Below are 20,334 nucleotides of genomic sequence, written 5' to 3'. Positions count from 1 at the left end.
AGGATCAGTCCTTCAGTCGGGCCGCGAGGCCATCGAGGATCTCGCGGGCAAGCTTGGTTCCAGCAGAGGCCACGATGGCGTCCGCAATGGCGCTAGCGTCGGTACCCCCAACACCCCGGGCGATGGCCTGAAGCGCGGCACCCACGGTCAGCTTCTGCCCGTTCGCGAGGCTCACCTGCCGGGTCCACACCTCGTCCGCGACAGCCTTCGCTGTCGGGGCCTTCGGAAGGTCGGCGATGAGTGCCCGAAGGCCTTTGAAGTTGAACTCGTTCTGGTCCTTCATCGGCCGCCCGCCCGGCATGGACGAACCACCCTCGAAGATCGCCGCATAGATCGCGTCGATCTTCCGTTCGGCTTCTGCTGACATGTCGTCCTCCGGGGTAATCGGCGCAGGAGCGCCAGGGATAGTGGGAGTCGTAATAGAGCCCGTGCCGCCCCCAACGGGGAAGCTCACGGTCCCGACGAACTCGTAGTGCCACGGCTCGAGCGACGGGAACTTCTGCGCCCACGACGGCCACACCCAGCCGAAGCGGGTGCTGTTCGCGCGAACCCAAAGGTTCTCCACGCTGTTCAGGCGGTTCACGTTCGACGCCAGGTCAAGCGCAACGCCCCACCCGTGATTCGACGTGCCAGGGACAGCCGCAGCCGCCGTGCCCGGACGCCGCCACCAGTACTTGCCCTTGTACGGGCCTCGACGATCCGGCACGCCCAGTGAGACCAGTGACGGGTACCGGTTCTCGAAGATCCCCACCTGCGAGTACGCGTGAGGGTAGGAGAACGCCGAAGTACTGATACCGGTCAGGGGCCGGTAGCCGTCTGACACTCCGAGGGCGTATCCGAACCGTGCACGGAACGCCTTGCTCATTGCTTCGAACCCAGCAGCGGCGTCGGCGCGCAGCAGGTGTCCAGACGAGATCTTTACCAGGGCCGCCGCTGGGATCTGACCATTCGCGTACGCCATCAGCCGACTCCCAATCCTCGAAGTGCGGCAACGAGACCGCCGAACACCGTTACGCCGCTACCAACCGCAGTCCACAACTGCCACGGCGCAATAGTCTTCCGCTGCTCCAGGACACGTAGGCGCGTCTCGTGATCCTTCTTGCCCTCGACAAGCGAATCGACTTTCGCGTCCACGGAATCCACCTTCGCGTCGACAGCCATCACCTTGTCTTTCACGCTTAGCACAAGATCGTAGATCTTCGTCTGGTCGATTATCACAACCTGAGGCTGGGGGTCCTGCCCCGGGCTCATTGCCCCGCCCGCCATTGCACCCCATCCAACGCAACCCACCACGCATTCTGCGTAATCGGCAAAGGACCAGTCGACGTAATACGCCGATGCCGCACCGTCAACGCACCAGACGAGTTAAACAACAACTCCGTCGTAGCAAAATTCGACAAGTACGACGCCACAATCCCCAACGGCCGCGACGCAAACCCAGGACGAATCTCCTCAGGCATCGGCGCACTCAACACAATCTCCGACGACGAACCAGACGGCGCCGCAGACCCATCAGCAACCGACGTCGTAGCACCCGTCCGCCCAACAAAACCAGACAACGTCACAACCCCCGCCGACAGATGCCAGCGCAAACTCGTCGGATACCCCGCCGAATAGGTGCCATACCCAGCCGTCAACGCGACCGTCCCCGTAACAGGCGACTGGTCATCCCAATAGAGAGTGCCCGTACCGTCCACCAGTCGCGTGTACATGGTGCGCCCGATCCGCACCGTGGTGCCCTTCGACCCGAGGTACTGCAACGCGGCAACATCCTCAGCGACCAGGCCCCCGCCCTCACCGGTCCAGCAGCGCAGGTCGATCGGCGTACCCACGACAGCGGACCCGTTCGGAACCGGGACCAACGCGATCGGCTGATCCGAGCTCGTCACACCGCGGTCAGTCAGGCGCCCGGCCGCGATTGCAGCCGACGACCCACCGGTGAGGACCATCAGCGTGGTCGTACCGGTCGGGGAACCTGCCGGCGTCCACGTGCGACGGGCTACGACCGTGTCCCACCTGGTCGCCCCGGTCGAGTTCGCGGCACAGTTCAGGTTCGCCCCAGTCGTCCACTTCGACAGGACACCGTCACCCCACGCCCCATTCGGCCCAGCGGCAACAGTTACGGCACGGTCACCCGTGCCGCCCGCAGACACCTTCAGGTCATCCTCACCCTCAATCGAGTACAGCGACCCGTTCCCGAGAACCTGCGGCGTCTCAGCCGAAGACACCGTCCCCTTAAACCCATAATTGCTATTCGCCACCGTGCCCACGGTCTACCTCTTTTCCAGGTTGCTCACGGCGCGGGTCAGTTCAACCACGCGTTCAATGAGGGGGTCGTTCGAAACGTCGGACCACTCGCCGACGCGAGGCGTTATCCTCACGCCATCATCTTTCGACCAAGAGAAGTCGACCGACCGCACGTAATCCGTAATCGGAGGTGCGTCCGCCAAGCGAATAGTCACCTTGTCGCCCAGCGCAAAAGTGACCCCATACCGAAACGACTCGGTCTCCGTGAGCTCACACTTCAGCGACGCCTTCGAGGCGCCCTCCGCGAGGGTCTCGTCCATGCGCGCCAGGAGCAGCGCCTCAAGGTTCGGGTCGTCAGACGCCACGTCGCGCGCGTCTCGGGTCGCCGCCATTACGACACCCCACTCGGCCTCACGCGCGGCATCGATCTTCTGCCGCACGACACGGGCTGTGCCCTCACCACCAGCAAGGGCCGTCACCCGCGTGATCGTCGGCCTCGATACCGAGTACTCGCCCGAGACCACAATCCCGGACTCCTGAGTCAGCTCACGGTCGTACGTCTCGGGGACATAGACCTCGAGGATCCGGGACGCACCCGCCTGCCGGACCCGCACGCCCAGGCCCGCCTGCTCCACGGCCGGGAACAGCCGCTCGAACGCGGTGTGAAACCGGACGCTGCCCGTGATCGTCGCCCCCAGGCCGGCCGTCGCGGGGATCGTCAACACCGTGCCCTGACGCGTCACGTTCGGCGCCAGGATCGCCTTCAGGACCGTCTCAGCCGGGCCCGTGACCGTGAAGTACGCCTCGTCATCACCCTGCTGCGCGATCGTCCCAGTCGGATTCGGCCAACACTGCACCTCGCCCGTCAAGACCGAGAAGTCATCCTCCACGGCGAACTTCCGCCACGGCGAGTGACGAGGCCCTCCACCGTCAACCTGCTCGACCGCGCCCGAGATCAAGAACTGCTCATCACGACCGGGCGGTCGGTAGTTCGCAAGGACACGCGCACCCGACGCCGTCAGCGCCGGGATGCGCGGGTGATCGGCCGGGAGCGTGAACTCGAGCGACCCGATCGCGTTCTTCACGACCTGACCCGAGAGCGACTTCGGCGCACCCAGCGGCCCCTTGTTCACGTACGCCTTGTCGAACACCGTCAGCTCGAACGGAAGGCCCGCCATCAGAACGCCCGGAAGTATCGGGGCGTGAACGACGCCTGCAACGTGCCCTGACCAACCAACGTCACCAACAGAGGCGACGTCTCACCAGCAGGGATCGGCCGTGGATCCCACGGACTCACCGCCCCAGACACATCTACCCCGTCAAGCGTCGCGATCGGCGCCGTCGGATCCGTCATGATGCGCAGCGTCGAACCAGCCGCGATCGGGCCATACAACATGTCGCCCCCCGCAGCTTGAATCCGGACCGACGTCAAGCCAGTCCCAGTGCCCTTAGCCGTGTACGTGACGTGAGCGTCCACGTCGCCAGGGTTCGTCATCGACGCAGACCCGATCGACGTAGCACCCGACACGTAGAAGTCAGGTGCACTGTCCGACGGCCCGGTGAAGTTCACCGGAGTCTCCGCGTTCCCCCAGATCGGGGAGTGGATCGGCGCGCCCTCCCAGTACGGGTTCACCGCCAGGAGCGTCACTTGATGAACAGCCCACCCAGCCCTCAGCGGATCCCGCGCATACGGAACCTCGGGCGCTGATCGATACCTACAGGTCAGCGAACGCGACACGCCGTCCGGGTCGCTGACCGTCCACAAGCCCGGATGGTCCGGGTGCAGCGAGTGCCACAAAGACCTGTCCCGCTCACGCCATTCCTTCGACGAGTCCCCGAAGATGCCAAGCGTCCACTCCGGGTTACGGGTCCGCGTGCGAGACCCCCGATACCGGGCGCCATCCACCGACGCGTGCTCATCCATGTACTGATCGAACTCAGGCATGTGCATACCCGTGATGCCGTCCTGCAAGAGCTGAACGCCAGCGGTCGGGACGGACAAGTCGAAACTTGTACCGTCCCAACCAGTCCACCTGTGACGGAAGCCATCAAAGGCCGGGGGAAGGGGCGGCTCCGGAATCGGAGCCGCCGCATAGACGACGTAGTTCAACGCCTCGCCCCCTTCAGTCCTGCTGCGATAATCGCTCGCCGATTCATCGCCTCAAGCTCGCGAACGGCTGACTGCTCGTCACGCACGATGATCTGGTTGACGAGCGGCCCCTGGTTGTGCAACCCGTTCTTCAACGCGGCCGACTCCTCAGGATCCAGAACAGCCTCAGGGCGACCCGACAAGTTGAGCGCCATCCCACCATCCGGAATCCACCCACCATTGTCATATAGGCCAGGAATCACACCACCATTAGCCATCGCCCAGTGCACATGGTCATAGTGATTCTTCGCAGTAACACCAGACGTGCCACCACGCTTACCACCACGCAGAATCTGATTCGCGCCCTTCGGCGTATACAACAGCTCCTGCGACTGCGACCCATAAGCGGCGTTAATGACATCCCAAATCTGAGACAACGAACGGCCACCACCAGCACCAATATCCAACGCACGCCCCAAAGCATGGAAAGACACAGCACCAAACCCAGCCGTCCGCGCACCAGAACGGAACCCCGAAGTAACCCGAGCGCCAGGAAGAATCGCCTGAAGCATCTGCCCCATCATCCCGAGACCAACACCACTACCCGGCGTACCATTCGCCATCGTCGACTCCTGCGACGCGAACATCGACTTGACCTTGTCAGCCAAACCACCAGCCCACTTCACAGGAAGCTGGGTGAGGATCTTCACGAAGTCCCCGTCAACACCAACCTTCGACATCAACGGCGTGACGATCCCATCAACAACAGCCTTCTTAATGGCCCCGATCGGATCCTTGACGACCTCCACCGCCATACCAGCTGCATCCCAAATGCCCTTACCGACACCCTTAACCGTGTCCCACGCGTCACCAAAGAAGTCCCACACGCCACCATCCTTGAACGCCTGACCCTTACGGGCAGCCATGTTCAAACGAGCAACACCAGCAGGACCACCAACCGCGCGCGTAAACTCCGGGCGCATGATCGCCTCACCACCAGAAAGGGCAAGACGCCCACCCGTCGGCGAGTAAAACTCGTGCACATCACGACCAGGCGTATACCCCGGCATGACACCACCCGATTGGAACTTCACCAGGTTCGCCTTCGGAAGCGCCAGGGAATCCATACCCACAGCACCCGAAATCTTGTTCCACCACTCCCGGATCCCGTCGTTATACACGGTCCCCAGAATGAAGTTCACCGGCTTAGCAGCAATCTCCTTCAACGCATCCCACGCCGTACCGATCGCGTCCTTCACATTCTCAAACGCGTCACCGATCAACGCCACGCCAGCCTTCAACGGCTCAAACACATTCGTGCTGATCCACTGCCAACCAGTCGCCAAACCATCCTTCACGGTGTTCCACGCCGACACAATCGCGTCCCGATACAGGCCAAACGCGATCTTGATAACGTCAATCCACCACCGAATCTTCGCGAACACGTTATCGCGGATCCACGCCCACACCGCACCAATCGCAGTCTGAATCCCAGACCACACCGTGCTAATGATCGTGCCCGCAACCTGGAACGCTGCACCAAACCAGTCGATCACAGCCTTGATCGCAGGCCACGCAGTACCAGTCCACCACGAAGCGACCGCAGAAATCGCCGACTGAATCCCAGACCACGCAGCCTGAACAATCGCCTTACCCGTCTCCGTCTGCGTGAAGAACCACACCAGAGCACCCACCAGCGCGGCAATCGCAAGGATGATCAGACCGATAGGGTTCGCCGACAGGACCGCGTTGAACGCCGCCTGAAGCGTCGTCGCCGCAATAGTGATCGACCGCCACAGCGCCATTACCTTGATGTACGCCTGGATTCCAAGAACAATCCCACCGACTGCAATCGCGACCGCGATCAGCCAATCCTTGTTCTTTACGATCCAAGTGCCCATGCCGACTAGGGCCGGGATCAGCGTGCCGACCAGGAACGAACCGAGCGACTGAAGCACCGGAAGGACGTTGTCGCTGAACCAGGTAGCGAGCTCCTTCACGCGAGGGATGAGCTCGTCGCCGATGAACTGACCCACGTTCTGCAACGCCTCGCCGAGGAACTGCCCAGCAGCCTCCGCAGTCGGACCAATCCCGTCGAGCATGCCCGTGATCCCAGAGAAGCCATCCTTGAACATCGGGAACACGCCACCAAGGAACGACTCCCCGGCCCGCGACAGCGACGCCATCATGTTCTTCATCGCGCCCTGCGTCGTGTCACCAGACGCAAGCGCCGCCCCGCCAAGACCCGCCTCCATCGCGTTACGGAACGTGTCGAAGTCGACCTGCCCCTTGGACGCCATGTCCGCCGCAGCCTCAGCCGTCACACCCATCTCAGCGGCAAGGAACTGCAAGATAGGGATGCCCTGATCGCCAAGCTGAGCGATCACGTCGCCCTGAATCTTGTTCGACGCACCCACCTTGTTGAAGATCGCGCCCATCGACCCCATGTCGGTACCGGCGATCGTCGCCGCGTCCGCCACCAGCTTCAGGGTCCGCTCAAGGTCAGCACCCGGCTTCACACCAGCAGCCACGGCACCCGCAGCGGTCGTCGCCGCCTCGCCCATGCCAAACGCGGTGCCCTTCACGGACTTCAACGCGTCATCCATGATCCGGGCGACACCATCAGCCGAGTGACCCAGGCCAGTCAGCTTCGCCTCAGCGTTCTCCACCGACAACGCACGGTCCAGGCCGCCCTTAATCGCCAGGCCCGCCGCGATGCCGATACCCGCAAGGGCAGCCCCGCCGATGACCTTCCCCATACCCTTGACCCAGCCGCCACCAGACTTGCGACCGGCGGACTCAACCTCGCCCTGAACCTCAGACGAACCGAGCTCCTTGCCAATGGTCTTCCCCGCGCCCTTAAGCGACGGAACAAGGGACAGGTATGCGGTAGCCAGCTCCTGGGCCATGAGGCTCCTCCCGGGCATGCGAAAGGCCCCACAGGTGCCTGTGGGGCCTTAAGGACGCGGGAGGAGGTTAGCGCTACATGTAGCGCTCGCCTGCCGCGGTGATTCTGCGCGCGAACTCGCGCGCCTGGGCGTCTTGCTTCGCCGGTCCAACCAGCGTGAACGACTCCCCGCTAGGGAAGTACAAGGTCACGTAAACCTTGTTGCGATCCTTCTTGAACATCCCGCCCACGATCGCACCCACGGGCCCGGCAACGACTGCGCCGGCGGCGACACGGGTCACCGTCGTACGAGACCCAGCATTCGAGCCGCCCTCATACTCAGCCGTGACACCAGCCACAGAGTGCTTATGCACCTTCTGATCGGTGCCCTCGTAGGCGATCTTGCCGCTCGCCATCGAAACCCCGCCAAAGCGCGTGTCGTACTGCACGTGCTCCCGGGCCGCGGCCTGAGCTTCCTTGAGCTTTCCCATGAGTCCCATATCAGAAGGGTAGGGTCAGGGTCGCGTTTAGGACAGGTGTGGCGGTCATTCTTCACCCGAGCCCGAGCCCGAGCCCGGTCGCGGACGGCGACGCATGCGCTGCTCACGCCTCGCACGCACCTTCCGGTCGTCCGGAGCGGCACTCGAGGCACGGAACTCAATCGGCTTCGGAGCGTTCGCGCCCGTCCTCGCGTCCTTCGTCTTGAACCACTGCAACACGTGCAGCCGGTACTCGACAGCGACCAAGAGTTGCGCCTCCGCCGAGTAGGCCATCGGGCCACCCACTGCACGCCAGAGCGCGCACCCAGGCGGCAGGCCGCCAACCATGTCCGCGAGGTCCAGGATGTTCATGCCCGGGTTGCGCAGGTCGATGCCGTACTCGGCTCGGAGCGATGCCCGTAGCGCGCCCTCATGCTCATGCAAGGCGCCTACGAGCATCGTCAGTTTGGGGAGATCGCCTCGAACAGCTCCTGCACGAACGTGGCACCATCCATGACCGAGACACGCCCGGTCTTCTTGTCACGCAGGCCCGCCATCACGGCGCGGTACCCGTCCTCGCCGGCCAGGCGCCGCAGAAGCGACGGCATACGCGAGGCATCCTCCGCGTCCTGGACTGCCCGCAGGTCGTCCAGGAGCTCGAAGTCGTCGAACGCCGCGTCCTCGACCGTGAGGACGATCCCGCGGTGTGTGACCTTCCGCCCGCCGTCGACCTTCTCAACCTTCGGCTTCTCCGCCTTGGGCTTGTGATCGGCAGGCTTCTTGACCTTCGGCTTCTTCACAGGCACTACGTCAGTTGCTTCAGTCATGGCGATGACTCCTCAAAGTATGTTGGCGATGACAAGTGAACAGCGGGCCGGGCGAGTCATCGCCAAACCACCCAGCCCGCTGGAATAAGTCAGGCCGCAGGGCCGACGATCTTCGTGAAGTTTCCGATAACCTCACCCGTGAACTCACGCTCAGTCAGCTCCGAGTTCGACCACGTCTCCGTGCCGCCACCCGCAACCTCAAGACGCGCAATGACGTGACGCTCGTGAATGCCAGCGTCGAACTTGTCAACCACGCACGCATACGCCTGCACCTCACGCGCAGACGACAGAACCGACGTCGTCACACCCGTCGCAGTCGAAGACGAAATCACGTTGTCCGCGAGCTTCGCCGTCGTCTCGTTGTCCTCGAGCGTCCGGAACACGAACGACGTAGACGACTCCGTGATCTTCTTCCGAACGACCTTCCCGCCCTGGTGCGCACGGAACTGCTGCACCGAGTCGTCACGAGTCAGGTCGATACCCGACTCCCCCAGGTAGCCCACGTCCTCAAACCCAGCACCAGGCGCAGCAAGGCCCGTCGGGAGAGTCGTACCCAGAGGCGCCAACCAAACGGTGTCGTCCTCAGAACCATAAATCCGAATGTTGTCCTGGTCCTTGGCCATATCAGTTGCCGCCCTTCTCTGCGGTCGCGGGGGATGCTGCCTCGCGTGCCAGGCCGGCACGAATCAGATCGCGCGCCTCCACGTCCGGAAGAGTGACAGTCGCCTCAACCTTGTGGTTGCGGCCGTCCTTCGTCGTGAGCGCCGTAGCAGTCACAACCGTTCGGGTCTTACTCATGGGGTCTCCTCAAAGAGAAAGCCCCACACGACAGACACCGTGAGGGGCGGAAAGGGATATTTGATTGTTTAACGGGAGGCCCGCACCGTCAGGAACACCAGCAACGAATACCGGTCCACACCCGACGTCGGATCAGGGTCGTAGTACAGGGACTCCACAGTCACGCGCGAGAAACCCGCCGTCGACCGCCTCGCCCCATCAATCAGCAAGACACGAACGGCCTCGGCGAGCTCCCGAGAATCCGCACCCCACGCCTGCACCGAAAGTTGCGGCCGATCAACAACCCGACCACCCACCGGACCGCCCGTACGCCACACACGCACAAACTTCGCCGGCACAGTCTTCGGAACCTTCGACAGGACGGTCACGCCAGTCAACGCGCCGCGCAGATACTCGATCACCGCAAGCTCAGCATCACGAAACGCCATCAGAGCCGCCCCGCATCCAACGCACGCGTCAACGCCTTCGACTCCGCCTCACGCTTCCGCGCCGCCGACGTCGCCGTACGGACCTCGCCACGGGCACGATTCGGGCCAACCTCAACCTCGGAAACCATGCCCGGCCCAGCGGCTGACGCAATCGCACGAGTACGCCGACGGAGATCCGCCTGCACCTCGGCCGACTGAAGGACCGCTCGGGCCCCACGCCGGTTCATCTTCACGCGAGGATCCGCCATGTCACCCCTCCACCCGCTTCAAGCTCACGCGCAGACCCGCAGCCCACTGCCACGGCCCATGCGTGAAGTCCTCGAGGCCACCGACGACGTCGTACTCGACACCATCGACAACGACCCGGTCGTGCGGCCCCACCACGAAACCAGGCGGGCAGTACAGGTCCAGATCCCACAGAACGGCGTCACGGCCTGCCTCAAACGGCTCGGACGACGGCGCCGGCGGGGCGTACCCGTGAACCGCCTGCGTCACCGGGGCCGCCCACTCGTCACGGTCAATCCCGTGCGCATCCGTCGTCGGCGCATACGCCCGCACACCAACCGTGTACGGCGTCGGGAAGGCGCTCACAGGTTCAGCTCCCACCAGTTCAACGGCGTCGCGCCCGGCTCCTCATACGGCCCCATGTCAACCATGAACGCCTTCTGCTGCGAGCAACCAAGCAACTTCCGCTCAGCCTTCGTCAGGTACAAGTTCCCCATCGGGTTCGCGTACGTGACCTGTTGAGAGAACGGACCCGCCGTCTGGGAAGTCTGCGAGACAGCGTCACTACCAGTGCCAGCGAGCATGGCCCGCTTCACCATCGCGCACGAGATCATCAACGGAATGTTCGGGTCGAGAGTCGGAGGGGCCGCCTCGAGACGAGCGTCAACATCCGGGCACTCGGCCCGGATCATCGTCGCCGCGTCGAGCAGCAGAACCTCCGCTGTGGCGTCCTCCGCGGTTGAGAGGGGCCGCCAGCGGGCCTCGAGGTCAGAGACCTCAGCAAATGCAGCCATGACGGCCCCTCTCCACTACTCGGACTTGCGCGGCCGCCCAGGACCGCGCTTCGCAGGCTCCGCGTCGGTCTCCACCCAGCCCTGCGCCTTCAGCACCTCCGCCTGATCGGCCGAGACAGTCACGCGCGTCCCGGCCGGAGCGGTCAGCCTCACGGAGTCAGCCATCAGGCGGTGTGGTCCGTGTACTCGACGAACGACGCAACGTCGTTGATGAGCAGACCGAACTCAGCCTCAGCACGGATCGCGACCAGGTTGTTCTCCCACAGAGACGTGAGAGCACCGTTGATCGTCACCGTTGCCTGCGTCGACACGTCGTAGCTGATGCCGCCGACGGTGCCCCACACAGCCTGCGACCAGTCACCGCCATACCCGACGATGCCGCCCGTGTTCGGCGTACCCGGCACAACGGCCGTGGTCAGGCCATCGCCGATGTACGCGTTACGCCCGATCAGACGACCCGGAGTCACGACCGAAGCGGTGTCCTCGAGCGGCGTCTCAACGAACAGCGGCCGGCCGTTGTTGTCGACAGCCGACAGGAACGTCGGCTCAACGACACGGTCGAATGCGAACCCGTTCAGCTTCTTGCCGTCCTGCACGAGCAGCTTCAGACCAGCGACGATGTCGCCGTACACGCCACCATTCGCCTTCACAGTCGTGCCGAGCTCGACCGTCTTCGTGGTCTGGTCGATGTACTGCGCGAACGGCGTGTTCGTGCCGTGGAACGCCGCAGCGTCGAACGCGATCGCGAACGCCTCCGCGATGTCCTCACGGAGGAGGCTCATGTAGTTCGCCGGGTTAGCACGGACGACCTCAGCAGAGACGACCGCGATAGCCGCGATCTTCTTCGGCGTGATCGTCTTGATGCCAACGGCGCCCTTCGACGCCGGCTTCTGCGCGCCCTCAGCGACCCAGCCGGCCGTGGCCTTGCTGGTGACGACGGGCACCTCAGCACCGTTGATGCCGAGCGGCACCTGGCGGGCGAGCTGCATGAAGCTCGAAGACTTACGGGCCTGGTCAAAGTACGCCTGAGCCTGGTCGGGCTTCAGGAACCCAGCGAAATCGCTGGTCTTGGATGCGGCGGTAATAGCCACGGTTCCTCCTCGGGAAAGTTAAGGGGTTAGGCGATGCCGAGCGCTGTCCGCAGGGACTGCTCGATGCCGTCGCCGTTCAATGCGAGGGCGGGGGACTTGCCCTCGCCGGAGATCACCACGTGCCGGGTTGCCGGGGTGGTGGATGCCTCGATGAGCTTCTGAACCTTCTCCGCCTTCGCGACCAGCTCTTCCTCCGTGGCCCCCGAGATGAACTCGTGGAACTCCTCGGGGATGCTGTGCTTCGCGATCACGGACAGGCGCAACGAATCCGCCTTCGCGTCAGCGAGTGCCTTCTCCGCAGCCTCCGCACGCTCGGCGAGCTTCTGCGCCTCCGACTTGCTGGCCTCTTCAATCTCAGCCAACTTCTCGGCAGCGCCCTTGTTGTCCTTCGCGCGCGACTCCCACTTACGGGACTCCGCGACGGTCTCCTCGTACTTCGCCTTCCAGTCGGTCTCCTGTGCAGGAGCCTCTGCGGCGGCAGCCTCGGTAGCGGCAGATTCGGTCGTTTCGCTCATCTTCTTCTCTCCCGTGCGGGATCACCGGGCGCCCGTGCGGGCAACCGGATCAGTGAATGTGGGTCGTGCAAAACCCGCCGTGCGGCGGGAAGTCATGTGATGTATGCGTTGATCCAGTCGCGTGCGCGCGCGTTGTGCTCATCACGCTCAGCGGGCGACATCGTGGAGGTGCGGCGCGACGCCACGTAGGCCTTCACGTCCACCTCGGGTGCGTCCGGATCCCACGACGGCGCCGACGCGCAGTTGCAGTCGTCGTGCGACGCGAACCGGGCCGTAGCCTCCTTGTAGACCGCGCCACGCTGAGCCAAGAACCGGCAGAAGTCGCACCCATCCGCTCGCGTGTGACGCGCCCAACCAGTCGCCTTCGGATCCCGTGCGACGCTCCGCACGATCGTGTTCCGCGATGGTTCGAGCACGTACTTCTGCACCGCCCCATCAAGGAGCGCCAGAGTCGCCTCAGGGTTCTCCGTGAACAGGTGCCCGGCCGCGTACCGAGCCCTGGCGGCCACCCTCTCCGAGCTCGCAACGTCCGCCATCTCAGCCGCGAAGCGGCCCGGGACGTCAGCCTCGAACCTCAGGTCGTCGTACCAGTCGGCCGCGACGGTCGCCGCGATCTCGCCATACTGCGCAACGAGGAGCGGCGTGAAGCGCAACAGTTCGTCCCGCGCGGCCTCCGGTCGTCCCAGATCCAAGGAGGACCAGAACGACCGGAGGTCACGCAGCGCCAACGAAGTAATGTCCGCGTTCGTGCTACGAAGATCCGTCGCCATCCGCGCCAACCTCCGCAGTGTCCGCAACACCAGCCGTCGCAGCACCGGCAGCGGCCGACAAGCCAGCAACCATCGCCCGACCCTGCGCCCGCCGCTTGTCCGCAACCAGGCGCGTAATCGTGGCCTGGTCGTAACCCAACGCCTCGAGCGCGACATCCGACTCGGCAAGCCACGGGATCGCCGAAACCTGCTTCACGAGCGCATCCGAAGCCGACACCACAGACGGCGTCGCCGGGTTACGCCACTTCGCCTGCAACGTCCGCAGCTCCTCGGGAGGCTCCGTCAGACCGTCACGCAACATGACCGCCGTAGTGGCCGCCCTACGCAGCGACGCACCCCAACCACGGTTCGCGGCGTTCGCCTCAATGACGAGGTCTTCCTTCGCCGCGTAGATCGCGTCCGCGGAAGCCGGGTTGTCCTGCACGATGCCCAGCGACGACAACGGCAGACCGGTCTCGCCCGCGAACAACGCAGCCCAACCCTTGAGCTGGTCCATGTGCGGCTGCATCGACTGCTGAGCGAACTGACCAACCGTCGGGGTGTCTCCGTCCTCATCCTTCGAGATCGCGAGGAAGCGACCCATGATCGCCTTCCACCGCGCCGCATCAGACGAGAACGCGCCCTCCTCAGCACCCAGCAGGTACCGCTGCGGCGTGTTGAAGAACTCCGCCGACACCTCCGAACGCAAGATCGTGCGCACCCCAGAGTCAGTGATGCTCATGACCGCACGCGAGATCCGCGAGTGACCAAACGGACGGTCAAGCTCAGGCTTGAACACCAACGGCTCAACCCACACACGCCCCAGACGGTTCGCCTGGATCTCAACCGCCCACTTGCCGGCCGCCGTGCGCGTGAACGTCGACACCTTGTCCGGCTGGTACATGACCAACTCGGTCGGGAAGCCCGTCTCGTCCGTATCCACGATCGACAACGCCGCCCGCATCATCCTGCGGCGACGATCCCAAATCCCAGTCCCGAACTGAGCCGAACGCGCCAGCAACAGCACCTCAGGCTCACCAACCGACGTGTCACCAGGAGTGATCGTCAGAAACGCCGTCGAATGAATCAGAGACGACGTAATCGCCTGCGGCAGCTCGACATCCATGTTGTTATCCGTGAACAAGCCCGCAAGATCAAACGGGTCCTGAGTCAAGCCCGGAAGCACAAACCCATCGAACGTGCACCGAGCCGCCAGCGCACCAACAGCCTTCGCCGGCCAACCCAGAACGGTCTCCACACTCTTCAACTGAGGAGGAATCGAAATCCCCAGATCCTGAAGAGCGTTCTTCCCGTCGTAATACACCGACCGCAACATGTTCCGCGTACGCTTCTGCGCCCACTTATTCAACAGCTCATCAAGCAAAGCAGCATCCGAGTGATCCAACTGGGGGATAGCGATAAGTCCGCTCACGCGACACCCCCAATTTTCAGTTAGAACGACACGGTGGCCCTACGGCCCGGCTTACGCTTACTAGTCCTCGCAGCCCACAAGGCCACCGAAACGGCCTCCACAGGCGTCTCATCGCCCCCAGGAACAGCCCAGCCCCAAGCGCCAGACGTCCCACGAGCCTTCTTCTCAGCCGTCGTAACGGACGCGTCCAACGGCCCCTGCCCCGCAAGGTGAGACAGCGACCCATCCCGAACCGCATCCAACGTCATCGCACACGCAGTCGTGTACTCCTCCGTCGTCACCAGCTTCAACACCCGAGCAGGAACACCCGCGTCGCGCAAAGCCTGATACAGGACCGTTGCCCCAGAGCGGCCACACAACGCGATCTGCGCCGCACTTCGCCACCGCTCAGGATTCGACGGGTCATCGCAGAACCACCAAACCAGCTGAGCGACACCCGCATCACGCGACGACGCAACAGCGTCAATCAACTCAACGTGGATCGGGCCGGCAACAGGCTTCCGCGCACCCGCAACCGCGACCCGCGAGTCATCAAACGAGAACGCCACCGCATACGACCGCACACCCTCAGGCGCCTCAGGAACCTCAAGCTCGGCCCAACGCGCCGCAGTAACAGCCCTGTTGTCGCCCTCTTCATCCCAGACGCCCATTGCCTCACGAAGCCACGACGCATCATCCGGAATGTTCTTCCGCATGCGAAGCATCGAGTCAGTCGGGGTCCTGTGCGGGTAGGACGGGTTCGCCTTACGCCACTGCTTGCGATCCATCGGATCCGCACCACGGTCCGCCGAGAACTCGACGTACACCATGTCGTCGTCCGCGTTACCTTCGAGGGCCTGGCTACGCTTCGCGGTGAACGCCTCACCGTCATCCTCCGGCCGCGGCGGAGTCCCCAGAAAGAACACCAACGCCCCGTGCGGATTGCGCGCCTGGTTCGCAGCCGGAACCATGTCCTCAAGCGCCTTCAAACCCAGCTTCTGCGCCTCGTCAAACACCAGAACGTCGATCGCGTCCATGCCGCGACCGAACCCATGCTCACGAGCACCAAACATGATTACCGACCCGTTGTTAAACGCGATCCGCATATCGTTGTTGTTCGTGTACACGTTCCGGATGTGCGGGCGCATGGCCTTCCGCATCACCATCGCCTGCATGGACTGCAACGTGTTCTTCGTCGTCGACAAGTGGTGCGACGTCCAAATTACACGCAACCCGGGAAACTCGAGCGCCAACCCGATAAGCAAGCTACCGACCGTGAACGTCTTCCCGACCTGACGCGGGATCGTCGCAACAACCCCGCCGATCGTCGCCGCATACTTGCAGCGGTCATCCAAACCAAGCGCAACCGTCGAAAATCCCTGCTGCCACGGATCAAAACTAATCCCCACACCAGCAAGACGCGGCTGAACCCTAGGCCAAACCGACTCAACAATCCCCGACGGAAAAACGACGTGACGAGCAGCCTCAGACAGCCGAGGCATCGAAGCTGGTGTCGACGCTGCCATGAGATCCGCCGCCTCCCGCCTCTTCATCCTCAGCGTCAAGCGCCTTAATCTCGTGCGCGATCTCCATCAACCGCTTCGTCAACGCAGCAAGATCACGCGCCGGCGTCTCCGGGTTCTGCACCGCAGTAGCAACCCGAGACCGCATCGCAACCAACAGCGCACGCAACTCGCCAGCGTCCGCAGCCTCAGTGATCGTCATCTTCACCAGGGGCTGCTCACCCGCAGCCACAACACGAAGCGAAGAGGCCATCTCGGATCACCCCCGGTGGAAAAACGTGGAGAGAGATAGGCGCTATGCCTAAGGGGGCGCCTTTGCGGTGGGGGGAGGGGGGTGGGGGCCCTTGTCCGTTCTGGTGGTTACCACCCGGTTGAGACTGGCATTCCTGTTACGTCACTTGCTTTGGGCTTGCGTCCGTCGCTTTTGCGCTGGTTGCAGATGCGGTGTGTGAGTTGCGTGTTGGATCGTTCGTATGGTGATCCGCCGCGACTTACTGGGATGATCTCGTCGACCTCTGCCCGCATTGGGTGCGGTGTGCAGCCTGGGCAGTTGGGTATGGTGCATCTTGGTCCGTGTTGACCAGACTGCATGCTGAGTGTCTTGTCTACTGGGTTGCCGCATAGTGCGCAGTGTGTCTCTTCTGCGAGTACTCGTGCGCGTACTTGTCTGCGGCGGTGTCCGTTGGCAGAGCGTGGGTTGCTTGCCATGTGGTGTGTTCCCCTTGTTGTGCCTCGGCAGGATTCGAACCTGCAACTCGCCCTCGAGTGGCGGCTTTGCCTTGGTTAAGCTACGAGGCTTGCCTCTTTGGTGGGTGAGGTGTCCCGCGGCTGTTGTGCCGCCCGGTTCACCGCGTGGGTGCCGGAAGCGTGTGCCCGTTGGGGGTTTTCCTCACCGTGGTGGGTACGCCGTGGTTCCAACGGGTGTGTTCATGTTTGGCCCGTGTTCGTGTGTGGTGAACGCGGGCCGTGTGTGAACGGGGCCATGCAACAACGGGCTGACCATCTTCTGCCGTGGCTAGAGGATCTCGCAGGCCGCACCGACTCTTCACGGTGGCGTTGTTGCATGGTTATGACGGCCGGTCGTTCACCGAAGCTACTGTGACGGGGCCGTGTTTGTGCCGGTGCAGTGGCTTGCCCGGTCGCATCGTATGAGCGGGCGGTTTGAGCATGCACCGGACGGGCAAGCAGAAAGCCCCGGCGAGCTGGTGTGCTCGGCGGGGCTTGGGATGGAAGAACCATCAAAGATCACTCTATGTCAAGAGCGATGGTTTGTCTAGCGCTGATAGTGATTGATCTTGGCCGTGAGCCATTCGAGGCCGGTCCACTTGACCATGAAGTCTCGGATCGCGTTCCAGGGTCGGGCGAGGAGGTCGTCGGCGAAGCAGATGCCGACGAGGATTGCTGCTTCGATGAGGACGATGATCCAGGCGGGGTGCATGTCGGTGATCCTATCGCGTGGCGGCTTGCCGTAGCCGGGTGAGTGCGGCTTCGTTGATGGTGGGTGGTCGGGTGATGTTGACGGCGTGCAAGGGGTTGCCGGTGGAGCATTCGAGGCGCCCGTTGTTGGCGCTGTAGGTGCCGTTGCAGCCGGGTTGGCGGCATCCGGGCATTCGGGCTTTGCGGTGGCCGGGGTTGAGTTGCTTCTGGGCTTTGGTGATCCAGTCGGCGGCTTCGGTGGCTACGTGGTCGCCGAGCTCGGGGTGTGCGGTCAGCCACTCGGCGTGGGTTGCGAGTCCTCGAAGTCGGCCTTGTGGGTCGATGGCGAGGATGGCGTCGCTCTCGCTGTGGACAGTCCTGGCGAGGAAGGCTGCCCAGTCGCGGATTTCGGCCATGAGGTCACTCACTGCGGCGTTGATGGGCAACTGTCGTTCCTTGCTGGCGGGCTTGGGCATGTCGTCGTAGATGACGCCCTTCAAGCCCCCGAGCGCGGCCTCGAGGCGGGGCCAGGTGTCGGCGAGTTCGCGGAGTCGGTCGCGGGTGTCGTACACGGATCCAGTCACGCAGGCTCCTTGAGCGCTCGGTTGACGACGGCCTTCACGTGCCGTCGCCACATGTCGATATCGGTGATGTGCTCGCCGCGCACCAGGCCGCCGGGCATGTACCTGCCGCAGCGGCAGTAGAGGCCCATGCTGCGCCCGTGGCTGGTCGGGCTGTGGTAGCCGTGCTTTGCGATGAGGTCGACGATCTGATCGACGCTCACGGGGCCTCGTCTCGGTAAGGGTTGGTGGGGACAGCGGACCCGACGTAGTTGTTGGCTTCGTCCCACCCCTCGGCCCGGGCTTCCTGCACGAGGTCACGCCCCGGCACGAACAGCAGGGCAGGCGGGTTGCCGCCGAGGAGTCGGTAGGTCTCGTATCCGTTCTCGAAGCCGGTGATCGTCCAGGTGTCGGCATCGAGCTTCACGGCGGCTGCGCGGGATGTGTCGGGCCAGTGGACGATGCTGCCGATGGGTAGTGCGTCGAGCTGGTCCACGGTGTCGATGCGGGTCATGAGGGCTCCCCTTCGAGGGCGACGCGTAGGTGGTGCACGACCGTTGCGCGGTGTGCCAGTTCGCTATCGACGCCGGCCACCCGGTCCGTGATGAGCCGCACGCGTTCGAGTGCTGCCCGTGCCGCATCCCTCTCGGCTTCGACCTCCTCGCGCACCTGTTCGCAGCCGACGTGTGGGTACTTGGCGAGGAGGCGGGGCCGGGTCTCGGACAGGGTGGCGGTCCGCGCGGTCAGTCGGTCTACCTCGGCCCGTAGTTCGTCGCGTACGTCTCGCATGGCGCCGAACATGTCGTTCGCGCCGCGCCACTGTGCAGCCCACTCGTCACGCTCGGCGGTCCGGCTCTCGACCTGGTATCGCAGGCCGGCGATGAGCTTGATGCCTTCGAGTGCGGCGCTGTGCAGGCTGTCGTTCTCGGCCTGTAGTCGGTCTACCTCGTCGGCCAGCTCGGACACGAGGGTGAACGTGGACTCGGAACTTCTGGCAGCGATGGGACCAGTAGCCCACTCCCTCGCGCGTCGAACCAGGTCGTCGGTGCTCATGCGTCCTCCAAAGCGGTCGTGATGGCGGTGCGGATGTAGGTCGCCTTGTGCTTCATGTCCCACGCCTGGCCGTAGAGCGCGTCCTGGACTTCGACGGGGAACGCCTTGAGCGCTTCGAGGTCGTGGTCTGCGCGCGAGTCCCACATGTCAGCCAGGTCGAGTACTGCGCGGAGTGCGGCGGTCGCGGCGGGCAGGTCAGTCCGCGCGTGAGCGATGAACTCGGCGTCCTCCTCGATGGACCCCTTCGATGTCACGAAGAACATCGACGCTTCGGGCCACTCGTCTAGGTCACGAGGGCGTGTGACGTACTGTCCCTCGCGGTCTAGGCCGTCGACCTTCCATGGCCCGTCTGTGGCGGCGTTGGTGCGTGCGTCCACTTGGTCAAGCCAGGCGCGAGGGTCAGTCATCGCTTGCGTCCTTCCAGTCGGTCACAGCGCGGGAGTAGATCGGTTGTTCAGGTGCGTACGGCGCGAATCGCTTTGCGTGTTCGAGATCTCGAACCACGACGACGCGCTTCCTGCCCCGCACGCCCCATTCGGTGCTCGTGGGGATCAGGCCAGCAGCAGCCAACACCTCCGCCTCATACGCGGCCAGCCACCGGTCGAATGCTCTGGCGCGCGAGGGCAGCACGGTCCCGTCGATCACGGTGATGCTGTACTCCTCGCGCACCTGATCGGTCGTCGGCGTGTACTCGTCAGCCACGGGACTCTCCTCTCAGGCGGGCGGCACGGTCACGAAGCCAAGCGACCGGGTCCTCGTACAGGGCATCGCGTGCCCCGATTGCCGAGCCGACGCCCGTCGTGCCAGCCGGTACGGCCGTGCTCTCCGCAGCGTCGCCCAGCGCGATCACCGCTTCCATGTCGTCAGCGGCCTCCTCAAGGGCGAGCGTCTCGCCCACCACGGGCGGGGCAGGGAGCACGGCCAGGACGGCGCGGGCCTGGCCTCTGCGTGCGTCCTGCATGTGCGGGGCCAGGTCCTCGAAGGGGACGCCCTCTCCCCACTCAAGGTCGCGCGCAAGGCTGTTGGCGTGCTCTTGCAGCGCTCGGGCCACGGCCTCCACGAGCTCGTCGTCCTCGCGTCGGGTGTCGGACACGACCTCTGCCGGGTGAGCGGCGAGCAGGGCACGGATAGCGCAAGCCGCATCCGCGACGCCGTCCTGGTAGTCAGACGGTCGGTCCTTGTTGCTCAGCCACTTGTCCGCGAGCTTGGTGAGGGCGGTGCGCAGATCATCGTTGGTCATCA

General features: G+C 64.0%; 29 protein-coding genes and 1 tRNA gene. All 30 read right to left on the bottom strand.

The features are described from left to right. Positions 1-4 precede the first annotated feature (4 nt). The 30 genes from ACIPWA_RS18415 to ACIPWA_RS18270 all read right to left on the bottom strand — a co-directional run bounded on the left by ACIPWA_RS18415 (position 5) and on the right by ACIPWA_RS18270 (position 20,332). Positions 5-961: a M15 family metallopeptidase gene (locus ACIPWA_RS18415; RefSeq protein WP_400292018.1), complete on the bottom strand. Its 957-nt coding sequence runs from the start codon at positions 959-961 to the stop codon at positions 5-7. Beyond that, positions 961-1,218 (bottom strand): hypothetical protein, encoded by a 258-nt coding sequence (locus ACIPWA_RS18410; protein WP_400292016.1) that lies wholly within the window; start codon positions 1,216-1,218, stop codon positions 961-963. Before ACIPWA_RS18410 ends, ACIPWA_RS18415 begins: the two co-directional genes overlap by 1 nt. A gap of 29 nt (positions 1,219-1,247) precedes the next feature. Beyond that, positions 1,248-1,949 carry a hypothetical protein gene (locus ACIPWA_RS18405; RefSeq protein WP_400292014.1) on the bottom strand — a complete coding sequence of 234 codons (702 nt, stop codon included), beginning with the start codon at positions 1,947-1,949 and terminating at the stop codon, positions 1,248-1,250. Between the two features lie 324 nt (positions 1,950-2,273). Further along, positions 2,274-3,425, bottom strand: coding sequence for a Gp37-like protein (locus tag ACIPWA_RS18400; protein ID WP_400292012.1), 1,152 nt, complete (start codon positions 3,423-3,425; stop codon positions 2,274-2,276). Then, positions 3,425-4,357 carry a phage tail family protein gene (locus ACIPWA_RS18395; RefSeq protein WP_400292010.1) on the bottom strand — a complete coding sequence of 311 codons (933 nt, stop codon included), beginning with the start codon at positions 4,355-4,357 and terminating at the stop codon, positions 3,425-3,427. The genes ACIPWA_RS18400 and ACIPWA_RS18395 overlap by 1 nt, the downstream gene beginning before the upstream one ends. Next, entirely contained in the window at positions 4,354-7,245 is a 2,892-nt protein-coding gene (locus ACIPWA_RS18390; protein ID WP_400292008.1) for a tape measure protein, read from the bottom strand. The genes ACIPWA_RS18395 and ACIPWA_RS18390 overlap by 4 nt, the downstream gene beginning before the upstream one ends. 73 nt (positions 7,246-7,318) lie before the next feature. Further along, on the bottom strand, positions 7,319-7,714 hold the full coding sequence (locus ACIPWA_RS18385; protein ID WP_400292006.1) for a hypothetical protein: 396 nt from the start codon (positions 7,712-7,714) through the stop codon (positions 7,319-7,321). A gap of 54 nt (positions 7,715-7,768) precedes the next feature. Continuing rightward, a complete protein-coding gene (locus ACIPWA_RS18380) occupies positions 7,769-8,161 on the bottom strand; it encodes a DUF5361 domain-containing protein (RefSeq protein ID WP_400292004.1) in 393 nt (130 codons plus the stop codon). Between the two features lie 2 nt (positions 8,162-8,163). Further along, positions 8,164-8,529, bottom strand: coding sequence for a hypothetical protein (locus ACIPWA_RS18375; RefSeq protein WP_400292002.1), 366 nt, complete (start codon positions 8,527-8,529; stop codon positions 8,164-8,166). 89 nt (positions 8,530-8,618) lie between these two features. Then, positions 8,619-9,152, bottom strand: coding sequence for a phage tail tube protein (locus tag ACIPWA_RS18370; RefSeq protein WP_400292000.1), 534 nt, complete (start codon positions 9,150-9,152; stop codon positions 8,619-8,621). Between the two features lies 1 nt (position 9,153). After that, entirely contained in the window at positions 9,154-9,327 is a 174-nt protein-coding gene (locus ACIPWA_RS18365; protein WP_400291998.1) for a hypothetical protein, read from the bottom strand. A 68-nt stretch (positions 9,328-9,395) separates the two neighbouring features. Beyond that, entirely contained in the window at positions 9,396-9,755 is a 360-nt protein-coding gene (locus ACIPWA_RS18360) for a hypothetical protein (protein WP_400291997.1), read from the bottom strand. A 249-nt stretch (positions 9,756-10,004) separates the two neighbouring features. After that, positions 10,005-10,346: a hypothetical protein gene (locus tag ACIPWA_RS18355; protein ID WP_400291995.1), complete on the bottom strand. Its 342-nt coding sequence runs from the start codon at positions 10,344-10,346 to the stop codon at positions 10,005-10,007. After that, the gene (locus ACIPWA_RS18350; protein WP_400291993.1) at positions 10,343-10,774 is read right to left on the bottom strand and encodes a Gp19/Gp15/Gp42 family protein; all 432 of its coding nucleotides are present in this window, start codon (positions 10,772-10,774) and stop codon (positions 10,343-10,345) included. The genes ACIPWA_RS18355 and ACIPWA_RS18350 overlap by 4 nt, the downstream gene beginning before the upstream one ends. A gap of 164 nt (positions 10,775-10,938) precedes the next feature. Then, positions 10,939-11,865, bottom strand: coding sequence for a phage major capsid protein (locus ACIPWA_RS18345; RefSeq protein ID WP_400291991.1), 927 nt, complete (start codon positions 11,863-11,865; stop codon positions 10,939-10,941). Between the two features lie 26 nt (positions 11,866-11,891). Further along, positions 11,892-12,380: a hypothetical protein gene (locus tag ACIPWA_RS18340; RefSeq protein ID WP_400291989.1), complete on the bottom strand. Its 489-nt coding sequence runs from the start codon at positions 12,378-12,380 to the stop codon at positions 11,892-11,894. A 92-nt stretch (positions 12,381-12,472) separates the two neighbouring features. Next, positions 12,473-13,108 (bottom strand): VG15 protein, encoded by a 636-nt coding sequence (locus ACIPWA_RS18335; protein ID WP_400291987.1) that lies wholly within the window; start codon positions 13,106-13,108, stop codon positions 12,473-12,475. A gap of 22 nt (positions 13,109-13,130) precedes the next feature. Continuing rightward, entirely contained in the window at positions 13,131-14,561 is a 1,431-nt protein-coding gene (locus tag ACIPWA_RS18330) for a phage portal protein (protein WP_400291985.1), read from the bottom strand. Between the two features lie 20 nt (positions 14,562-14,581). Continuing rightward, positions 14,582-16,042, bottom strand: a complete 1,461-nt coding sequence (locus tag ACIPWA_RS18325) for a terminase large subunit domain-containing protein (protein ID WP_400291984.1) — start codon at positions 16,040-16,042, stop codon at positions 14,582-14,584. After that, entirely contained in the window at positions 16,026-16,271 is a 246-nt protein-coding gene (locus ACIPWA_RS18320; RefSeq protein ID WP_400291983.1) for a hypothetical protein, read from the bottom strand. Before ACIPWA_RS18320 ends, ACIPWA_RS18325 begins: the two co-directional genes overlap by 17 nt. Positions 16,272-16,423: 152 nt before the next feature. After that, positions 16,424-16,654, bottom strand: coding sequence for an HNH endonuclease (locus ACIPWA_RS18315; RefSeq protein WP_400291982.1), 231 nt, complete (start codon positions 16,652-16,654; stop codon positions 16,424-16,426). Positions 16,655-16,790: 136 nt separating this feature from the next. Then, positions 16,791-16,861: transfer RNA gene (locus ACIPWA_RS18310), tRNA-OTHER, on the bottom strand. Between the two features lie 475 nt (positions 16,862-17,336). Further along, positions 17,337-17,501: a hypothetical protein gene (locus ACIPWA_RS18305; RefSeq protein WP_400291981.1), complete on the bottom strand. Its 165-nt coding sequence runs from the start codon at positions 17,499-17,501 to the stop codon at positions 17,337-17,339. A 10-nt stretch (positions 17,502-17,511) separates the two neighbouring features. Beyond that, positions 17,512-18,063 (bottom strand): hypothetical protein, encoded by a 552-nt coding sequence (locus ACIPWA_RS18300; RefSeq protein ID WP_400291980.1) that lies wholly within the window; start codon positions 18,061-18,063, stop codon positions 17,512-17,514. Continuing rightward, complete coding sequence (locus ACIPWA_RS18295; RefSeq protein ID WP_400291979.1) at positions 18,060-18,263, bottom strand: hypothetical protein; 204 nt, start codon at positions 18,261-18,263, stop codon at positions 18,060-18,062. Before ACIPWA_RS18295 ends, ACIPWA_RS18300 begins: the two co-directional genes overlap by 4 nt. Continuing rightward, the gene (locus ACIPWA_RS18290) at positions 18,260-18,553 is read right to left on the bottom strand and encodes a hypothetical protein (RefSeq protein WP_400291978.1); all 294 of its coding nucleotides are present in this window, start codon (positions 18,551-18,553) and stop codon (positions 18,260-18,262) included. The genes ACIPWA_RS18295 and ACIPWA_RS18290 overlap by 4 nt, the downstream gene beginning before the upstream one ends. Further along, complete coding sequence (locus tag ACIPWA_RS18285) at positions 18,550-19,092, bottom strand: hypothetical protein (protein WP_400291977.1); 543 nt, start codon at positions 19,090-19,092, stop codon at positions 18,550-18,552. The genes ACIPWA_RS18290 and ACIPWA_RS18285 overlap by 4 nt, the downstream gene beginning before the upstream one ends. Next, positions 19,089-19,499, bottom strand: coding sequence for a hypothetical protein (locus ACIPWA_RS18280; RefSeq protein WP_400291976.1), 411 nt, complete (start codon positions 19,497-19,499; stop codon positions 19,089-19,091). Before ACIPWA_RS18280 ends, ACIPWA_RS18285 begins: the two co-directional genes overlap by 4 nt. After that, positions 19,492-19,794, bottom strand: a complete 303-nt coding sequence (locus ACIPWA_RS18275; RefSeq protein WP_400291975.1) for a hypothetical protein — start codon at positions 19,792-19,794, stop codon at positions 19,492-19,494. The genes ACIPWA_RS18280 and ACIPWA_RS18275 overlap by 8 nt, the downstream gene beginning before the upstream one ends. Next, entirely contained in the window at positions 19,787-20,332 is a 546-nt protein-coding gene (locus tag ACIPWA_RS18270; RefSeq protein ID WP_400291974.1) for a hypothetical protein, read from the bottom strand. The genes ACIPWA_RS18275 and ACIPWA_RS18270 overlap by 8 nt, the downstream gene beginning before the upstream one ends. Between the last annotated feature and the right edge of the window lie 2 nt (positions 20,333-20,334).

This window comes from Oerskovia enterophila (genome assembly GCF_044748475.1).
GTDB lineage: Bacteria > Actinomycetota > Actinomycetes > Actinomycetales > Cellulomonadaceae > Oerskovia > Oerskovia enterophila.
Note: the sequence above shows the minus strand (reverse complement) of the source record. Positions and strands in the feature narration are given on the sequence as shown.

Excerpts from the sequence above, each read along its gene's own strand:
- ACIPWA_RS18305 (WP_400291981.1), bottom strand. The coding sequence starts at position 17,501 with ATGCACCCCGCCTGGATCATCGTCCTCATCGAAGCAGCAATCCTCGTC.
- ACIPWA_RS18390 (WP_400292008.1), bottom strand. The coding sequence starts at position 7,245 with ATGGCCCAGGAGCTGGCTACCGCATACCTGTCCCTTGTTCCGTCGCTT.
- ACIPWA_RS18325 (WP_400291984.1), bottom strand. The coding sequence starts at position 16,042 with ATGCCTCGGCTGTCTGAGGCTGCTCGTCACGTCGTTTTTCCGTCGGGG.
- ACIPWA_RS18405 (WP_400292014.1), bottom strand. The coding sequence starts at position 1,949 with ATGGTCCTCACCGGTGGGTCGTCGGCTGCAATCGCGGCCGGGCGCCTG.
- ACIPWA_RS18285 (WP_400291977.1), bottom strand. The coding sequence starts at position 19,092 with ATGAGCACCGACGACCTGGTTCGACGCGCGAGGGAGTGGGCTACTGGT.
- ACIPWA_RS18365 (WP_400291998.1), bottom strand. The coding sequence starts at position 9,327 with ATGAGTAAGACCCGAACGGTTGTGACTGCTACGGCGCTCACGACGAAG.
- ACIPWA_RS18350 (WP_400291993.1), bottom strand. The coding sequence starts at position 10,774 with ATGGCTGCATTTGCTGAGGTCTCTGACCTCGAGGCCCGCTGGCGGCCC.
- ACIPWA_RS18280 (WP_400291976.1), bottom strand. The coding sequence starts at position 19,499 with ATGACTGACCCTCGCGCCTGGCTTGACCAAGTGGACGCACGCACCAAC.
- ACIPWA_RS18360 (WP_400291997.1), bottom strand. The coding sequence starts at position 9,755 with ATGGCGTTTCGTGATGCTGAGCTTGCGGTGATCGAGTATCTGCGCGGC.
- ACIPWA_RS18315 (WP_400291982.1), bottom strand. The coding sequence starts at position 16,654 with ATGCAGTCTGGTCAACACGGACCAAGATGCACCATACCCAACTGCCCA.
- ACIPWA_RS18385 (WP_400292006.1), bottom strand. The coding sequence starts at position 7,714 with ATGGGAAAGCTCAAGGAAGCTCAGGCCGCGGCCCGGGAGCACGTGCAG.
- ACIPWA_RS18270 (WP_400291974.1), bottom strand. The coding sequence starts at position 20,332 with ATGACCAACGATGATCTGCGCACCGCCCTCACCAAGCTCGCGGACAAG.
- ACIPWA_RS18380 (WP_400292004.1), bottom strand. The coding sequence starts at position 8,161 with ATGCTCGTAGGCGCCTTGCATGAGCATGAGGGCGCGCTACGGGCATCG.
- ACIPWA_RS18290 (WP_400291978.1), bottom strand. The coding sequence starts at position 18,553 with ATGACCCGCATCGACACCGTGGACCAGCTCGACGCACTACCCATCGGC.
- ACIPWA_RS18370 (WP_400292000.1), bottom strand. The coding sequence starts at position 9,152 with ATGGCCAAGGACCAGGACAACATTCGGATTTATGGTTCTGAGGACGAC.
- ACIPWA_RS18340 (WP_400291989.1), bottom strand. The coding sequence starts at position 12,380 with ATGAGCGAAACGACCGAATCTGCCGCTACCGAGGCTGCCGCCGCAGAG.
- ACIPWA_RS18415 (WP_400292018.1), bottom strand. The coding sequence starts at position 961 with ATGGCGTACGCGAATGGTCAGATCCCAGCGGCGGCCCTGGTAAAGATC.
- ACIPWA_RS18400 (WP_400292012.1), bottom strand. The coding sequence starts at position 3,425 with ATGGCGGGCCTTCCGTTCGAGCTGACGGTGTTCGACAAGGCGTACGTG.
- ACIPWA_RS18375 (WP_400292002.1), bottom strand. The coding sequence starts at position 8,529 with ATGACTGAAGCAACTGACGTAGTGCCTGTGAAGAAGCCGAAGGTCAAG.